Source organism: Geodermatophilus sp. SYSU D01036, from assembly GCF_054050435.1.
Window position 1 is genome coordinate 24,523 of record NZ_JBJGZJ010000035.1, and the last position, 16,216, is coordinate 40,738.

Consider the following 16,216-nt stretch of genomic DNA (forward strand, 5'->3'; position numbering starts at 1 on the left):
GGCGGCGGGCGGTGCGTCAGTCGCGCTCGGGGCCGAGCGTCGTCTTCTGGATCTGCATGAGGAACTCGACGTTGTTGCGCGTCTTGCGCAGCTTGTCGAGCAGCAGCTCCAGCGCCTGCTGCGGCTCGAGCGCGGAGAGCACCCGGCGCAGCTTGATGACGATGGCCAGCTCGTCGGGCGAGAGGAGGATCTCCTCCTTGCGGGTGCCCGACGCGTTGACGTCGACGGCCGGGAAGACCCGCTTGTCCGCCAGGCGGCGGTCGAGCTTGATCTCCGCGTTACCCGTGCCCTTGAACTCCTCGAAGATGACCGTGTCCATCGTCGAGCCGGTCTCGACCAGCGCCGACGCGAGGATGGTCAGCGAGCCGCCGTTCTCGATGTTGCGGGCGGCCCCGAGGAAGCGCTTGGGCGGGTAGAGCGCCGTCGAGTCGACACCGCCGGACAGGATCCGCCCGCTGGCCGGGGCGGCCAGGTTGTAGGCGCGGCCCAGGCGGGTGATCGAGTCCAGCAGGACGACGACGTCGTGGCCCATCTCGACCAGGCGCTTGGCGCGCTCGATCGACAGCTCCGCGACGGTCGTGTGGTCCGACGGCGGCCGGTCGAAGGTCGAGGCGATGACCTCGCCCTTCACCGAGCGCTGCATGTCGGTGACCTCCTCGGGCCGCTCGTCGACGAGGACGACCATGAGGTGGCACTCGGGGTTGTTCGTGGTGATCGCGTTGGCGATCGCCTGCAGCACCATCGTCTTGCCGGCCTTGGGCGGCGACACGATGAGCGCGCGCTGCCCCTTGCCGATCGGCATGACCAGGTCGATGACCCGGGTGGTCAGCTGGTGCGGGTCGGTCTCCAGGCGCAGCCGCTCCTGCGGGTAGAGCGGGGTCAGCTTGGTGAACTCCGGCCGGTTGCGGGCCTGCTCGGGGTCCAGGCCGTTGACCGAGTCGAGGCGGACCAGCGCGTTGTACTTGTCCTTGCGCTCGCCCTCGCGCGGCTGGCGGACGGCGCCGGTGATCGCGTCACCGCGGCGCAGGCCGTGCCGGCGCACCTGGGACAACGACACGTACACGTCGTTGGGGCCGGTCAGGTAGCCCGAGGTCCGGACGAACGCGTAGTTGTCCAGGACGTCGAGGATGCCGGCGACCGGCAGCAGGACGTCGTCCTCGCTGACCGTCGGCTCGCTGGGCTGGTCGAAGCGGTCCCGGCCGTTGCGGCGGTTGCGGTCCCGGTAGCGGCGCCCGCGGCGGCCGCGGCCGCCCTCGAAGTCGTCGTCGTCCTCGTCGTTGCGGTTGTCGGCGCGGTCGTTCCGGTCGGCGCGGTCGTTCGGCCGGGCGTTGCGGTCGGCGCGCTCGCCGCGGTCGGGGCCGCGCCCGTCCCGCTGCCCGTCCCGCTGACCGTCGCGGTTGCCGTCGCGCTGCCCGTCGCGCTGCCCGTCGCGCTGCCCGTCGCGGTTGCCGCGCTCGGCGCGGTCGCCGTCGCGGGAGTCGCGGCCGTCCCGGTTGCGGTTGCGGTCCCGGTTGCGGGCCGGGCGGTCGCCCTCGGCACGGTCGCCGTCGCCGCGGTCGCCGTCGGTGCGGTCACCGGCGGTGCGGTCACCGGCGGGACGCTCGCCCTCGGTCCGCTCCGCGGGCGGGGCGGCCGGCGTGGCGGCGGCGGGGGCCTCGACGGCCGGGGCCTCGGCAGCGGGGGCCGCGGCGGCGGGCGCGTCCGAGGTGGGGGTGCCGGCCGGGCGGCTGGCGGCACGCCGGCGACGCGGGGCGCCCTCGGCGGGGGCGTCGGCGGCAGGGGCGGTCACCGGACCGCTGTTGGCGCCCCCGGTGACGGGGGCCTCGACCGGCGTGGCGGTGGCGGCGACGGCGTCGGCGCCCCGGGAGGCCGGGACGTCGGGGGCCGCGTCGGCCGGGGCGCCGGGCGCCGGGACGCTGCCCGGCGTCGCGCCGCCGACCTGGCGGGCGGAGATGGCGGCGACGAGGTCGCCCTTGCGCATGCGGCCCGTGCCGGGGATGCCCAGCTCCGCCGCGAGCCGCTGCAGCTCGGGGAGCAGCATGCCGGCCAGCCCGCTGCCGCGGCGGCGGGAGCGGGCCGCCGCGCCGGAGGCCGCAGGTGCCTCGCCCGCAGCGCCCTCGGGGGCGCCGGTGGTGGCGAGGTCGGTGGTTTCGCTCACGTACAGGTCCTTCCCTGCGGTGACCTGCGCCTACCAGCGCAGGAGGTGACCCGGCGCCGCCCCGTCCATCTGTTCCGGACAGGGGGGACGGCGGATCCAGTGGGTGCGGAGCGGGGATCAGCGTCGACAGGAAGGTCGTCTGCAACGTTCCGCGCGAGGCTCGCCCGAGGGGCGGCTACGCAGCAAGCCTAGGACTCACCCCACGGACGGGACAACACCGCTGACCAGCGGAGTGTTCCTCGTTACGAAGACGATACCCCAGGCGTCACTCGCACCACGCGCGCGCCGCCGTGGTCCACCTCCAGGGGGTACACCCGCCACCCGTCCGGGGTGATCCCGCTCACCTCGCGCACCGCCGTCGCGTCCCCGGGGTGCCGCCGCGCGAGCACGAGGACGCTGGGCCCGGCCCCGGACACGACGGCGGCGTGACCGGCCGCGCGCAGCCGGTCGACCAGCGCGATCGTGTCCGGCATCGCGGCCGCGCGCTGCCGCTGGTGCAGCCGGTCGTCGGTGGCCTCGAGCAGCATCGTGGGCTCCGCGGTCAGCGCGTGCACCAGGAGCGCGGCGCGGGCGGCGTTGAACGCGGCGTCGGCGTGCGGCACCAGGTCCGGCAGCAGCGTGCGCGCGGTGTGCGTCGACAGGGTCGCCTCCGGCACCAGCACCACCGGCACGACCTCCTCGCTCACCGGCAGCCGGTCGGCCCGCGCGCCCCCGGGCGTCGTCCACGACAGCGTCGCGCCGCCGAGCAGGCACGCGGCGACGTTGTCCGGGTGCCCCTCGAGCTCGTCGGCCAGCCGCAGCACCGCGTCGTCGTCCCGGACGTCGACGTCGGGGCACAGCTCGAACGCGCCGACCACACCGGCGACGACGGCCGCGGCCGACGAACCCATCCCCCGGCCCTGCGGGATGGCGTTCTCCGCGCGCACGCACAGGCCCGGTGGGGTCCAGCCCAGCCGCTCGCACGCGGCGCGGAAGGCCCGCACGACCAGGTGCCGCTCGTCGGTGGGCAGCTCCCCCGCCCCGACGCCGGACACCTCGACGGCGAGCCCGGAGTCGGCGACGGCGAAGTCGACGACGTCGTGCAGCGTCAGCGCGAGGCCGGCGCAGTCGAACGCGGGACCGAGGTTGGCGCTGGTCGCGGGCACGCGGACCCGCACGGAGGAGCGAGCGGCCACCTAGAGACCCAGCTGCGCGGCGGCCGCGGCGGCGTCGACCGGCACGGTGACCGGGGCGGGCGCCCCGGAGATCGCCCACTCCGGGTCCTTGAGCCCGTTGCCGGTGACGGTGCACACGACGCGCTGCCCCGGCTCCAGCTCCCCGGCCGCGGCCACCTTGAGCAGCCCGGCGACCGAGGCGGCCGAGGCGGGCTCGACGAAGACCGCCTCGCTGCGGGCGAGCAGCCGGTAGGCGGCGAGGATCTCGCGGTCAGTGACGGCGTCGATGCGGCCGCCGGACTCGTCGCGGGCGGCCAGCGCCTTGGTCCACGACGCCGGGTTGCCGATGCGGATCGCCGTCGCGATGGTGCTCGGGTTCTCGACGACCCGGCCGGTGACGATCGGTGCGGCGCCGGCGGCCTGGAAGCCGAACATGCGCGGCCGCCGGGTGGCCGGGCCGTCGGCCTCGTACTCGCGGTAGCCCTGCCAGTAGGCGGTGATGTTGCCGGCGTTGCCGACCGGCAGGCAGTGCACGTCGGGGGCGTCGCCGAGGACGTCGACGATCTCGAACGAGGCGGTCTTCTGCCCCTCGATCCGGTACTGGTTGACGCTGTTGACCAGGCTGACCGGGTAGTCGATCGCCAGCTTGCTGGCCAGCGCGAGGCAGTCGTCGAAGTTGCCCTCGACCTGCAGGAGCTTGGCGCCGTGCACCAGCGCCTGGGCGAGCTTGCCGAGCGCGATCTTCCCCTGCGGCACGAGGACGGCGCAGACCATCCCGGCGCGCGCGGCGTAGGCCGCGGCGCTGGCGCTGGTGTTGCCGGTGGACGCGCAGATGACCGCCCGCGAGCCCTCCTCGAGGGCCTTGGTGATGGCCATGGTCATGCCGCGGTCCTTGAACGACCCGGTCGGGTTCGCGCCCTCGACCTTGAGGAACACCTCGCAGCCGGTGCGCCGGGACAGCTCGACGGCGGGCACCAGCGGGGTCGCGCCCTCGTGGAGGGTGACCACCGGCGTGGTGGCGCTGACCGGCAGCCGCGACCGGTAGGCCTCGATCAGCCCGGGCCAGACCGGCGAGACGGAACCGTGCAGCGTCCCCGTCATGACAGACCCTCCACCCTCAGCACGCTGGTGACCCCGCGGACCGCGGGGACCTCCCGGAGCGCGGCGATCGTCGCCGACAGCGCCGCGTCGGGGGCGCTGTGCGTGACGATGACCAGCGTGGCGGCGTCGCCGTGCCCGTCCTGGCGGACGGTGGCGATGCTCACCCCGTGCTCGGCGAAGGCGGTCGCGACGGTCGCCAGCACCCCGGGGACGTCGGCCACGTCGAGGCTGACGTGGTACCGGGTGGGCGTCTCGGCGATCGGCCGGGCCGGCAGCTCGGCGTAGGCGGTGGGCCCGGCCCCGGCGGCGCCGGCCACCCGGTTGCGGGCGACGGCGACCAGGTCGCCGAGCACGGCGCTCGCGGTGGGCTCGCCGCCGGCGCCCTGCCCGTAGAACATCAGCTGCCCCGCGGCCTCGGCCTCGACGAAGACGGCGTTGAACGCCCCGCCGACGGCGGCCAGCGGGTGCGACGTCGGGATCATCGCCGGGTGGACGCGGACGGCGACCGACTCGCCCTCCCCGTCCCCGTTGGCCGGCACCCGCTCGCAGATGGCCAGCAGCTTCACCGTGCAGCCGATCTCGGCGGCGCGGGCGACGTCGGTGGCGGTGACCGACGAGATGCCCTCGCGGTGCACGTCGGCGGCGGTGACCGCGGTGTGGAACCCCAGCGACGCGAGGATCGCCGCCTTCGCGGCGGCGTCGAAGCCGTCGACGTCGGCGGTCGGGTCGGCCTCGGCGTAGCCGAGCTCGGTGGCCTCGGCCAGCGCCTCGGCGAAGCCGTGCCCGGTCTCGGCCATCCGGGACAGGATGTAGTTGGTCGTGCCGTTGACGATGCCGACCACACGCCGGATCTGGTCGCCGGCCAGCGACTCGCGCAGCGGGCGCAGCAGCGGGATCGCCCCGGCCACCGCGGCCTCGTAGTAGAGGTCGACGCCGGCCTTGGCGGCGGCGGCGTGCAGCGCGACGCCGTCCTCGGCCAGCAGCGCCTTGTTCGCGCTGACCACCGACTTGCCGGCCTCGATCGCCGCCTGGATGAGCGTGCGCGCCGGCTCGATCCCGCCGATGACCTCGACGACCAGGTCGACGTCGTCGCGGGTGACCAGGCCGAGCGCGTCCGTGGTGAGCAGGTCGGCGGGCACGTCGGGGTGCCGGTCGGGCCGGCGGACGGCGACCCCGGCGACCTGCACCGGGCGCCCGACCCGGGCGGTGAGGTCGGCGGCCTGCTCGTCGACCAGGCGCAGCACCGCGCTGCCGACGGTGCCGCAGCCGAGCAGGGCGACCTTGAGCGGTTTCACGAGCGGGCTCCCACCGGGTGCTCGGGCGCGGGCTGGTCGATCGCCGGGGACGGGGCGGGCGTCGCGGCCAGCACGGCGTCGAGGGCGAACACGTCGGACAGTGTCTGACGCCGCACGATCTCGGTGGCGGCGCCGTCCCGCACGGCCAGCACCGGCGGCTTGAGCAGGTAGTTGTAGTTGCTGGCCATCGACCAGCAGTACGCGCCGGTGGCGGCGACGGCGAGCAGGTCGCCGGGCTGCACGTCCGAGGGCAGCCACAGGTCGCGGACCAGCACGTCGCCGCTCTCGCAGTGCTTGCCGACGACGCGGCACAGCGCCGGCGGCGCGTCGGAGGTGCGGTTGGCCAGCACGCAGGTGTAGCTCGCGTCGTAGAGCGCGGTGCGGATGTTGTCGCTCATCCCCCCGTCGACGGAGACGTAGTTGCGCACCTGCGGCCCGCCGTGGCCGCCGCCCAGCCGGACCGGCTTGATCGTGCCGATCTCGTACAGCGTGACGGTGCCGGGCCCGGCGATCGCGCGGCCGGGCTCGACGGCCAGCCGCGGCACCGGCAGGTCCAGCGCGGCGCACTCGGCGGCGACGACGGTGCGCAGCCGGCGGGCGACGTCGGCGGGGGTGACCGGGTCGTCGTCGGACAGGTAGGCGATGCCGAACCCGCCGCCGAGGTTGAGCTCCTCCAGCACCTCACCGGTGGCCTGGTGCACCTGCCCCATGAGCCCGACGACGCGGTGCGCGGCGGCCTCGAACCCCGCGGTGTCGAAGATCTGCGAGCCGATGTGGCTGTGCAGCCCGGACAGGTGCAGCGCGGGCTCGCGGATGACCCGCACGGCGGCGGTCAGCGCGTCGCCGGTGGCCAGCGAGAAGCCGAACTTCTGGTCCTCGTGGGCGGTGGCGATGAACTCGTGGGTGTGCGCCTCGATGCCGACCGTGGTGCGCACCAGCACCGGCACCGGGTGGCCGCCGGCGGCGACCCGCGCCTCGGCCATGGGCACCAGCCGGTCGATCTCGTCGAAGGAGTCGAGCACGACGTGGCCGATGCCGGAGTCCACGGCCAGCTGCAGCTCGACCAGCGACTTGTTGTTGCCGTGCAGCGCGATCCGCTCGGCGGGGAAGCCGGCGGCCAGCGCGACGGCGAGCTCGTTGCCGCTGCAGGCGTCCAGGTGCAGGCCGTCGTCGGCGATCCAGCGGGCCACCTGGCCGCAGAGGAACGCCTTGGAGGCGTAGTGCACGTCGGCGCCGTCGAAGGCGGCGGCGAAGTCGGCGGCGCGGCCGCGGAAGTCCTCCTCGTCGAGGACGAACAGCGGGGTGCCGTGGGTGCGGGCGAGCTCGGTGACCGGCCTGCCGCCCAGGTGCAGCTCGCCGTCGACCCGGCGGGCCGTGCGCGGCCAGACCTGCGGGTCGAGCTCGCCGAGGTCGGCCGGGGGCATCCCGGCCGAGGGCTCCGGGGCGAAGGCGCCGTGGAGCGGCCCCGCCGGGTGGGCCCTCACATCCGCTCCGGCGCGGAGACGCCGAGCACGCCCAGGCCGTTGCGCAGCACCACCGCGGTGGCCGCGCACAGCCACAGCCGCGCGGTGGTCAACGGCGTCGCCTCCTCGTCGCCGCGGGGCAGGACCCGGCAGGCGTCGTAGAAGCGGTGGTAGGTGCCGGCCAGCTCCTCGAGGTAGCGGGCCACCCGGTGCGGGGCGCGCAGCTCGGCGGCCGAGGACACCACCCGCGGGAACTCGCCGATCGCCCGGAGCAGGTCGTTCTCCCGCTCGTGGGCGAGCAGCCCCGTGTCGACGCCGTCCGCCTCCCCCAGCGCGAGGCCGAGGTCGGCGGCGTTGCGCAGCACCGAGGAGATCCGGGCGTGCGCGTACTGGACGTAGAAGACCGGATTGTCGCTGGTTCGCCGGCTCCACAGCTCGACGTCGATGTCGATCGTCTGGTCCACCGAGGCGCGGGCCAGGGCGTACCGGGCGGCGTCGACGCCGATCGCGTCGGTGAGGTCGGAGAGCAGCACGATCGTGCCGGCCCGCTTGCTCATCCGGACCGGCTCGCCGTCGCGCAGCAGGTTGACCAGCTGCCCGATGAGGATCTCGAGATGGGTGTCCGGGTCGTCGCCGGTGGCGGCCACCAGCGCCTTGTACCGGCCGACGTAGCCGGAGTGGTCGGCGCCGAGCATGATCACGACCCGGTCGAAGCCGCGGGCCCGCTTGTCCAGGTAGTAGGCGCAGTCGGAGGCGAAGTAGGTCGTCTCGCCGTCGGCCTTGACCAGCACGCGGTCCTTGTCGTCGCCGAAGTCGGTGGTGCGCAGCCACACCGCGCCGTCGGACTCGTAGACGTGCCCCTGCTCCCGCAGCCGGGCCAGGGCCTTGTCCACCGCGCCGGTGTCGTACAGCGACTTCTCGGAGAACCAGACGTCGAAGTCGACGCCGAAGCCCTCCATCGACCGGCGGATCTCGTCGAGCATCAGCGCGACGCCGCGGTCCCGGAAGGTCTGCCGCTGCGCGTCGTCGTCGCGGTCGAGCACGTCGGGCACCTCGGCGACGACGGCGGCGGCGATGTCGGCGATGTAGGCGCCGCCGTAGCCGTCCTCGGGCACCGGCTCGCCCTTGGCGGCGGCCTGCAGGCTGCGGGCGAAGCGGTCGATCTGCGCGCCGGCGTCGTTGATGTAGTACTCGCGGGTCACGTCGGCGCCGCTGGCCTGCAGCAGCCGGCCGATCGCGTCGCCGACGGCGGCCCACCGGCTGCCGCCGATGTGCACCGGGCCGGTGGGGTTGGCGGAGACGAACTCGAGGTTCAGCCGCTGCCCGGCCAGCGTGGCGGTCCGGCCGTAGGCCTCCCCCGCGGTGACCGCCTGCACGGCGATCCGCCCCAGCGCGCCCTGCGCGAGGGTGACGTTGAGGAAGCCGGGACCGGCGACGTCGACCCGCTCCACGGCCGGCTGCGCGCGCAGCTCCTCGGCCAGCAGGTCGGCGACGGCGCGCGGCGGCATGCCGGCGGGCTTGGCCAGGCGCAGGGCGACGTTGGTCGCGTAGTCGCCGTGCTCGGGGTTCTTGGGGCGCTCGACGAGGACGTCGTCGGGGACGGCGACGGCGAGCGTGCCGCGCTCGACGACCGCCGCGACCGCGGTCCGGACGAGGTCGCGCAGCTGCTCGGGTGTCACCGCGTCATCGTAGGCAGCGGCCGCGACCCGGTTCCCCGCCGCACCTGCGTTGCCAGGGTGCGCCCAGGTGCGCGACCTAGACTCGCGTGCGGAGGCAGGCGCGAGCCCTGCCGCGCCGGAGCGCCCATCGTGCGCCACGACCGGCGGACGCACCACTCGACGATCACTGAGGAGAGCACGTGGCGAAGGACCGCAAGCCCGAGGCCGGCCGCGCCGGAGGCGGGTCGAGCCGGTCCGGGTCCGGCGCACGTCCGGTGTCGACGGCGAAGCCGGGCAGCGGGGCGTCGGCCCGCCCGCCCGCCGGCCGCCCCGGGGGCCGCGGCCGCACCCGCCCGCCGACGCAGGTGGTGACGCACCAGCGGCCGTGGGGCCTGATCGCCGCCGCCGTCGCCGTCGTGGTGTTCGCCGCCGCGGCCATCACCTACGCCGTCGTCCAGGTGCGGCAGTCCGACGCCGCGAAGATCGACGCCCTCGACGAGATCTCCGGCATCCAGAGCTTCGACTACGCCGCCGGCCAGGAGCACGTCACCACCCCGGTGGAGTACGAGCAGACGCCGCCGGTCGGCGGGCCGCACGACGGCGAGTGGGCCGACTGCACCGGCACCGTCTACGACGTCGACATCCGGCACGAGAACGCCGTCCACTCGATGGAGCACGGCGCCGTGTGGATCGCGTACGACCCGGACGCGGTCACCGGCGACGACGTCGAGAAGCTCTCCGAGCTGGTCGACGGCGTCTCCGGCCGGCTGCTGTCGCCCTACGCCGGCCTGGACTCCGCGGTCAGCCTGCAGTCCTGGAACCACCAGCTGAAGGTCGACTCCGTCGACGACCCGCGGATCGAGCAGTTCGCCGACTTCCTCACCTTCAACTCCGAGGTCGAGGGCGCCTACCCCGAGGTCGGCGCCAGCTGCGAGAACCCGACCTTCATCAGCGACCCGCTCGTCGTCGGCGACGCGAGCCGCGGCGCGGGCGCGACCACCGACGCGCCGACCACGCCGACCATGGGTGCCGACGGCTCCACCGAGTCCCCGACGGAGTGACCGCGCCATGACCGCCACCGCCACCCGCCCCGGGCAGGAGACCCCCGCGCCGGCCCCCCGCCCGCGCGGCCGCGGCCTGCGGGCCGCGCTCCTGGCCGTCATCGCCGTCGCGCTGGTCGCGCTCGGCGGCGGGCTGGCGGTGGGGCTCGGCATCGGGCAGGAGGCGACGCCGACGGCGGACTCCGTCGACGCCGGCTTCTCGCGGGACATGGCGGTGCACCACCGGCAGGGCGTGGAGATGGCCAACCTGGCCCCCGAGCGCAGCACCGACCCCGAGATCCGGCAGATCGCCTTCGACATCTCCAGCACCCAGACCAACCAGGCCGGGCAGATGGAGGGCTGGCTCGCGCTGTGGGGTCTCCCCCGCTCCGGCGGTGAGCACATGGCGTGGATGGGCGGCGAGCACGCCGGCCACGACATGTCCCCGATGTCCGGTTCCGGTGGCGCGCTGATGCCCGGCATGGCCACCGAGGACGAACTCGCCGCCCTGCGGTCGCTGTCAGGGACGGCGTTCGACGTCCAGTTCCTGCGGCTGATGATCCGCCACCACCAGGGCGGCTTCGACATGGCGCAGTACGCCGCGGAGAACGCCACCGAGCCGGCCGTGCGGAGGCTGGCCCGCTCGATCGCCGAGACGCAGACCGCCGAGGTGACGACGATGGTCGGCATGCTGACCGCGCGGGGCGGGACGCCGCTGCCGGCGCCCTGACCCGCCGCCGGGACGGGCGGGGAGGGCTGGTAACTTCTCTCCTGCCCCGAGCCCCCGTAGCTCAGGGGATAGAGCACCGCCCTCCGGAGGCGGGTGCGCAGGTTCGAATCCTGCCGGGGGCACCCCCTGCTGAATGGCCCGGACGGTCACCCGTCCGGGCCGTTCTCGTCTTCCGCCCGCGGCGGTCCGCCCGCGGCGGCGATGAGTTCCGCGCACCGGGGTGGTCGTCCGCGTGTGGTCACGGACGAGACGCTCATCAGGATCGGCCGGGCGGTGCAGCTGTCCCACCGGGGCGAGCGGGAGGCCGCCCGCGCCGTGTTCGCTGCGACCTGGGACGAGATCGGCGGCGAGCACGGGGACCCCCTGCACGTCTGCACGCTCGCCCACGCGATGGCCGACGTCCAGGACGACGTGCGCCAGGAGCTGGTCTGGGACCAGCGGGCACTGGCGGCCGCCGGCCTGCTGACCGACGACCGGCTGGCGCAGGCGGGGGTGACGCTGCCGGTGGCCGGCCTGTACCCGTCGCTGCACCTGAACCTGAGCGAGTGCCACCGCAGGCTGGGCGACGTCGACCGCGCCCGCGAGCACCTCCGCGCGGCGCAGGCCGCGATCGGCGCGCTCGGCGACGACCCCTACGGGCGGACGATCCGGGAGGGGCTGCGGCAGATCGCGGACCGGCTGCGCTGACCGCGGACCGCTCGCGGTCAGCGCGGGCGGAACGGGCGGTAGCCGCCCCCGTGGTGGATCGGCGCGAGGCCGGGCTGCGGGCCGTCGCCGTCCGCCGCCGCACCCTCGGCCCCCACGCCGAGCAGGGTGCGGGTGACCTGCTGGGTGGAGTCGAGCAGGTCGTCGAGGGCGCGGTCGAGGTGCTCCGCGGTGACCGCGACGACCGGGTCCTGGTCGTGCAGCGCCTCGAGCACGGCGCGGCGCAGCAGCTCCTTGAGGAACGACGCCGTCACGCCCTCGCTGCGGTCGACCGCGCGCGTCACGTCGTCGTCGGTGAGCCGCAGCGGCACCGCCCGGCCGTACAGGAGCAGCAGCCGCCGGCGGGCCGCGGCGTCGGGGAGGTCGACCTGCACGGCCACGTCGACGCGGCCCGGCCGGGCGGCCAGCGCCGGCTCCAGCAGGTCGGCCCGGTTCGTGGTGAGGACGAACAGCAGGTCGGCGTCGGGCGCCGCGCCGTCCATCGCGTCGAGCAGGTCGAACAGCACGGGACTGCCGCCGGGTCCGAAGGAGCGGTCGGCGGCCACGAGGTCGACGTCCTCGAGCACCACCACGGCCGGCTGCAGCTCGCGGGCGAGCTCGGTGACCGAGCCGACGACGCCGAGCGAGCGCCCGGTCAGCAGCAGCCGGGTGTAGTCGCCCATGCGGCCGAGCAGGTAGCGCACGGTGTGCGTCTTGCCGGTGCCCGGCGGGCCGTAGAGCAGCAGCCCCCGCTTGAGGTGCTGGCCGGCGGCGCGCAGGCCGGCACGGTGCCCGGCCACCCCGAGCGCGTGCCGCTCGACGCGGTCGAGGACCGCCGCGGGCAGCACGACGTCGTCGCGGGTGAGGTCCGGCGGGTCGAGGAAGGTGAGCGCGACCTGGCCCGTCGGCGTCGGGGTCACCTCCACCAGCCGGCCCCGGTAGACGTTGAGCTCGCGGCGCAGCCGGTCGAGCTCGGCCAGGACGGCCTGCGCCCGCCGCACCGGCAGGCCGGCCACCTCGACGCTCATCGTCGGCCGGTGCTCCCCCGCCTCCTGCACCAGCAGGACGTAGCGGCCGTCGTCGTCGGTGACGAGCAGCAGCGCCAGGCGCAGGCAGGCGAGCGTCGAGCCCGGCCCGTTCGGGAGGTCGACCACCGCGGGCGCGCTCAGCCGCACCGGGGGCAGCGCCTCCCCCGTCATCAGCTGCTGCAGGTCGATGCCGACGTAGTGGGGCGGGAGGACGACACCGCGCACCTCCACGGAGCGCCCGGGCGCGGCGCTCCACGCGTCGATCGCGGTCTGCAGGTTGACGTGCTCGAAGGCCGGCAGCTCCCGGGCGACGACCGACTGGCCGAGGCCGGCGGGGCCGAGCGTCCCCTGCACCAGCGCGACGACCTCGTTGCCCGCCGCGTGCCCCGACAGCTGCAGCCAGTCGAGCAGGGACCGCAGCCCCGCGGCGAACTCCCTGGCCTCGTCCTCCGACGCTCCCGACACCGCGACCCCGCTCCCCTCGACCGGCACGTGGCGGCGGAGCGTAGCGATCCCCGACCCGGCGTGTCGCCGGGGAACCGGGGGGCCGGCCCCGCCGCTCAGGCGGTCTTCGCCGGGCGGTCGAAGCGCCAGCCCTGCTCGCGCAGCAGCGGGATCAGCCGGTCGACGGCGTCGACGGTCTGGCTGCGGTCGCCGCCGCCGTCGTGCATGAGGACGACGGCGCCCGGGGTCACCCCGTCCACGACGCGGCGGACCAGCTCGTCGGTGCCCGGCGGCGCCCAGTCACCGATGGCCAGCGCCCAGCCCAGCGGCTGCATGCCCATCTCCGCCGCGACCTCCGGCGTCTGCCCCCAGCTGCCGTAGGGCGCGCGGAAGAACGGGATGTGCGCGCCGGGCACCGCCTCGCGGATGACCGCGGAGGTGGCCTCGAGGTCGGCGCGGATCTGCTCGGGGGTCCAGGACGACATGTCGTCGTGGTGCATCGTGTGGTTGCACAGCGTGTGGCCGTCGCGGGCGATGGCCCGCGCGATCTCCGGGTGCTCGCGCACGTGGTCGCCCCACAGGCAGAACGTCGCCTTCACGTGGTGCTCGCGCAGGACGGCGAGCAGGTCCAGCGTGTCGTCCGGGTCCGGCCCGTCGTCGAAGGTCAGGGCGACCGACCGGTCGTCGTGCCGGGTCGTCGTCACGACCTCGGCGGTGGGCTGCCCGGCCTGCGCCGGCGGCGCGGCGGCCAGGAGGAGGCCGACCGTGAGGGCGGGGACGGCGAGGCGGGCCAGGCGGGCGGAACGGCGCACGGGGGCTCCTGTCGACGATCGGCGGGGCGGCTCACTCCCGGGAACTTCCGGAACGAGCGTGGCCGAGCGTGGCACCGGTCACAGCAGAGAGCAAGCCCAGGCGCGCACTGCGTCACATCGCCCGAGGTCGCGACGGCGAGTCGCGGCGCATCGGGTCAGCGGGGCGGGGCGGTGCTGTCGCGCACGACGAGCCGGGTGGCCAGCTCGACCTTCGGCCCCTCCAGCCGCTCGCCGTTGACCAGCCGCAGCACGGTGCGGACGGCCAGCTCCCCCATCTGCCCGAGGGGCTGGTGCACCGTGGTCAGCGGCGGCGAGGACCACGCGGCCTGGGGCAGGTCGTCGAAGCCGACGACGCTCACGTCGTCGGGGACCCGCAGGCCGCGGCGGCGCACCGCCTCGTAGACGCCGAGCGCCATCTGGTCGCTGGCGGCGAAGACGGCGGTCGGCGGGTCGGCCAGCTCCAGCAGCTGCGCGGCGGCCCGCGCGCCGGAGGCGTAGTCGAACTCGCCGGGGACGACGAGCTGCGGATCCGCCGCCAGGCCGGCGTCGTCCAGCGCGGCCCGGTACCCGTCCAGCCGCGCGCGGGTGCACCACAGCCCCGGCCGCCCGGCGACGTGGGCGATCCGCCGGTGGCCGAGCGCGGTGAGGTGCTCGGTGGCGGCGACGCCGCCGGCCCAGTTGGTGGCGCCGATCGTGGGGACGTCGAGGTCGGGCAGCCCGGCCGGGTCGACGACGACCGCCGGAAGGTGCAGCCCGCGCAGTTCGGTGTGCAGGTCCGGGTCGAGCGCGGTGGTGACCAGGATGACGCCGTCGCTGGCGCGCGCCCGGACGTTGTCCAGCCACAGCCGGGCCGAGCTGCGCTGCCGGTGCACGGCCGAGACGACGGTGCCGACCCCGGCGGCGTGCGCGGCCTGCTCGACGCCGCGGATGACCTCCAGCGCCCACGGGCTGTCCAGGTCGTCGAAGACCAGGTCGACCAGGCCCGCCCGCTCCTCCCGGTGCGGCCCGCGGCGCTGGTAGCCGTGCTCGCGCAGCAGCCGCTCCACCCGCTCCCGCGTGTGCGGCGCGACGTCGGACCGGTGGTTGAGCACCCGGGAGACGGTGGGCACGGACACGCCGGCCTTCGCGGCGATCTCGGAGATCGTCACGGCTTGGCGCTGGGTGTCCGTCACGTCCCCTCCTCCGGGCCGGCGGCCAGCCTACGGCGCTCGGCTGGGCCGCACCGGCACTCCAGGCGCCCTACCCCCCTTGCGGATGACCGGTCGTCTTCCGGTAACTTCCGGAAGTGACGCGGGCCACAGGGCCGTGCCCGCGCACCGGACGTCCTTGGAGGGACACCGTGAAGCGAGTTCTCCGACTGGCCGCTGCCACCTGCGCCGCCTCTGCCCTGCTGTCCACCGGCGCCCAGGCCTGGGCCGCGCCGGCGGGCGGGGGCACCGCCACCGCCCCCGGCTACGACAAGCAGGACAGCCTGCGCCGCCTTGCGCCGCCGGACCTGGTCATCGGCAGCGCCGTCGCCGGCGGCGGGCACCACGAGACGATGCCCTACCCCGACCCGTTCCCGAACGACGCGCAGTACCGCGAGGTCCTCGCCGAGGAGTTCAGCTCGCTGTCGCCCGAGAACCAGATGAAGTGGGAGTTCCTGCGCCCGCAGCAGGACGCGTGGAACTTCGGGCCGGCCGACGCGATCGTCGCCTTCGCCCGCGAGAACCACCAGGTGGTGCGCGGCCACACGCTGCTGTGGCACAGCCAGAACCCCGCGTGGCTGGAGCAGGGCGACTTCTCGCCCGAGGAGCTGCGCGAGATCCTGCGCGAGCACATCCAGACGGTGGTCGGCCGCTACGCCGGGCAGATCCAGCAGTGGGACGTGGCGAACGAGATCTTCGACGGGGCCGGGAACCTCCGGACCGAGGAGAACATCTGGATCCGCGAGCTCGGCCCGGGGATCATCGCGGACGCCTTCCGCTGGGCCCATGAGGCCGACCCGCACGCCAAGCTGTTCTTCAACGACTACGGCGTCGAGAGCGTCAACGCGAAGAGCAACGCCTACTACACGCTCATCCAGCAGCTGCAGGCCCAGGGCGTGCCGGTCGACGGCTTCTCCGTGCAGGGGCACCTGAGCACCCGGTACGGCTTCCCCGGCGACCTGCAGCGGAACCTGCAGCGCTTCGACGACCTGGGCCTTGAGACCGCGGTGACCGAGCTCGACGTCCGGATGGACCTGCCGGCCAGCGGTGAGCCCACCGCCGCGCAGCTGGAGAAGCAGGCCGACTACTACGGCCGCACGCTGGAGGCCTGCCTGGCCGTCGAGGACTGCAACTCCTTCACCCTCTGGGGCTTCACCGACAAGTACTCCTGGGTGCCGGTGTTCTTCCCCAGCGAGGGCGAGGCGACCGTGATGGACGAGCAGTTCAACCCCAAGCCCGCCTACGAGCGTCTCCAGGAGCTGCTGGCCGAGGCCCGGCCCGGCCGGCAGGTCACCGAGCGCTGACCCCTCCGCCCCGGTGGTCGGCCGCCCGCCGTCCCCCGGGGGCCTCCCGCCGCGCCGGCCCGCCCCCCCCCCCCCCCCGGCCCGGCGGGCGCCCGTCCCGGCGACCGTGCGTGGCAAGGAGCACAACCGGGTTCGGACCAACCCCGCCCGGCCCGTTC

13 protein-coding genes and 1 tRNA gene are annotated in these 16,216 nt (G+C 75.2%); 5 read left to right on the forward strand and 9 right to left on the reverse strand.

The genetic code is table 11. From position 1 onward, the window contains the following. Window positions 1-16: 16 nt before the first annotated feature. The 6 genes from rho to argS all read right to left on the reverse strand — a co-directional run bounded on the left by rho (window position 17) and on the right by argS (window position 8,850). On the reverse strand, window positions 17-2,158 hold the full coding sequence (rho, locus tag ACI8AR_RS22160) for a transcription termination factor Rho (RefSeq protein ID WP_457052914.1): 2,142 nt from the start codon (window positions 2,156-2,158) through the stop codon (window positions 17-19). Between the two features lie 242 nt (window positions 2,159-2,400). After that, a complete protein-coding gene (gene thrB, locus ACI8AR_RS22165; RefSeq protein ID WP_457052915.1) occupies window positions 2,401-3,303 on the reverse strand; it encodes a homoserine kinase in 903 nt (300 codons plus the stop codon). Window positions 3,304-3,333: 30 nt separating this feature from the next. Beyond that, window positions 3,334-4,413 (reverse strand): threonine synthase, encoded by a 1,080-nt coding sequence (thrC, locus tag ACI8AR_RS22170; RefSeq protein WP_457052916.1) that lies wholly within the window; start codon window positions 4,411-4,413, stop codon window positions 3,334-3,336. Beyond that, on the reverse strand, window positions 4,410-5,708 hold the full coding sequence (locus ACI8AR_RS22175) for a homoserine dehydrogenase (protein WP_456937655.1): 1,299 nt from the start codon (window positions 5,706-5,708) through the stop codon (window positions 4,410-4,412). The genes thrC and ACI8AR_RS22175 overlap by 4 nt, the downstream gene beginning before the upstream one ends. Beyond that, entirely contained in the window at window positions 5,705-7,192 is a 1,488-nt protein-coding gene (gene lysA / locus ACI8AR_RS22180) for a diaminopimelate decarboxylase (RefSeq protein ID WP_457052917.1), read from the reverse strand. Before lysA ends, ACI8AR_RS22175 begins: the two co-directional genes overlap by 4 nt. Next, window positions 7,189-8,850: an arginine--tRNA ligase gene (gene argS / locus ACI8AR_RS22185; protein ID WP_457052918.1), complete on the reverse strand. Its 1,662-nt coding sequence runs from the start codon at window positions 8,848-8,850 to the stop codon at window positions 7,189-7,191. Before argS ends, lysA begins: the two co-directional genes overlap by 4 nt. 179 nt (window positions 8,851-9,029) lie before the next feature. Between argS and ACI8AR_RS22190 the strand changes: the two genes are divergently transcribed. The 4 genes from ACI8AR_RS22190 (at window position 9,030) to ACI8AR_RS22205 (ending at window position 11,286) form a co-directional block, all read left to right on the forward strand. Beyond that, window positions 9,030-9,890, forward strand: a complete 861-nt coding sequence (locus ACI8AR_RS22190; protein WP_457052919.1) for a DUF3105 domain-containing protein — start codon at window positions 9,030-9,032, stop codon at window positions 9,888-9,890. 7 nt (window positions 9,891-9,897) lie between these two features. Further along, window positions 9,898-10,599, forward strand: a complete 702-nt coding sequence (locus tag ACI8AR_RS22195; RefSeq protein ID WP_457052920.1) for a DUF305 domain-containing protein — start codon at window positions 9,898-9,900, stop codon at window positions 10,597-10,599. A 50-nt stretch (window positions 10,600-10,649) separates the two neighbouring features. Continuing rightward, window positions 10,650-10,721, forward strand: a tRNA-Arg gene (locus ACI8AR_RS22200). 112 nt (window positions 10,722-10,833) lie between these two features. Beyond that, complete coding sequence (locus ACI8AR_RS22205; RefSeq protein ID WP_457052921.1) at window positions 10,834-11,286, forward strand: hypothetical protein; 453 nt, start codon at window positions 10,834-10,836, stop codon at window positions 11,284-11,286. A gap of 17 nt (window positions 11,287-11,303) precedes the next feature. Here the strand turns inward: ACI8AR_RS22205 and ACI8AR_RS22210 are convergent, their stop codons facing one another. The 3 genes from ACI8AR_RS22210 to ACI8AR_RS22220 form a co-directional block, all read right to left on the reverse strand. Beyond that, window positions 11,304-12,803, reverse strand: a complete 1,500-nt coding sequence (locus ACI8AR_RS22210) for an AAA family ATPase (RefSeq protein WP_457052922.1) — start codon at window positions 12,801-12,803, stop codon at window positions 11,304-11,306. Between the two features lie 68 nt (window positions 12,804-12,871). Next, window positions 12,872-13,567: a polysaccharide deacetylase family protein gene (locus ACI8AR_RS22215; RefSeq protein WP_457052923.1), complete on the reverse strand. Its 696-nt coding sequence runs from the start codon at window positions 13,565-13,567 to the stop codon at window positions 12,872-12,874. A gap of 155 nt (window positions 13,568-13,722) precedes the next feature. After that, a complete protein-coding gene (locus tag ACI8AR_RS22220) occupies window positions 13,723-14,739 on the reverse strand; it encodes a LacI family DNA-binding transcriptional regulator (RefSeq protein WP_457052924.1) in 1,017 nt (338 codons plus the stop codon). 167 nt (window positions 14,740-14,906) lie between these two features. Between ACI8AR_RS22220 and ACI8AR_RS22225 the strand changes: the two genes are divergently transcribed. Continuing rightward, on the forward strand, window positions 14,907-16,058 hold the full coding sequence (locus ACI8AR_RS22225) for an endo-1,4-beta-xylanase (protein ID WP_457052925.1): 1,152 nt from the start codon (window positions 14,907-14,909) through the stop codon (window positions 16,056-16,058). Window positions 16,059-16,216 lie beyond the last annotated feature (158 nt).

What these genes read in the sequence shown, in the direction of transcription:
- thrC (WP_457052916.1), bottom strand. Translation starts at nt 4,413, where the DNA reads ATGACGGGGACGCTGCACGGTTCCGTCTCGCCGGTCTGGCCCGGGCTG.
- ACI8AR_RS22195 (WP_457052920.1), top strand. Translation starts at nt 9,898, where the DNA reads ATGACCGCCACCGCCACCCGCCCCGGGCAGGAGACCCCCGCGCCGGCC.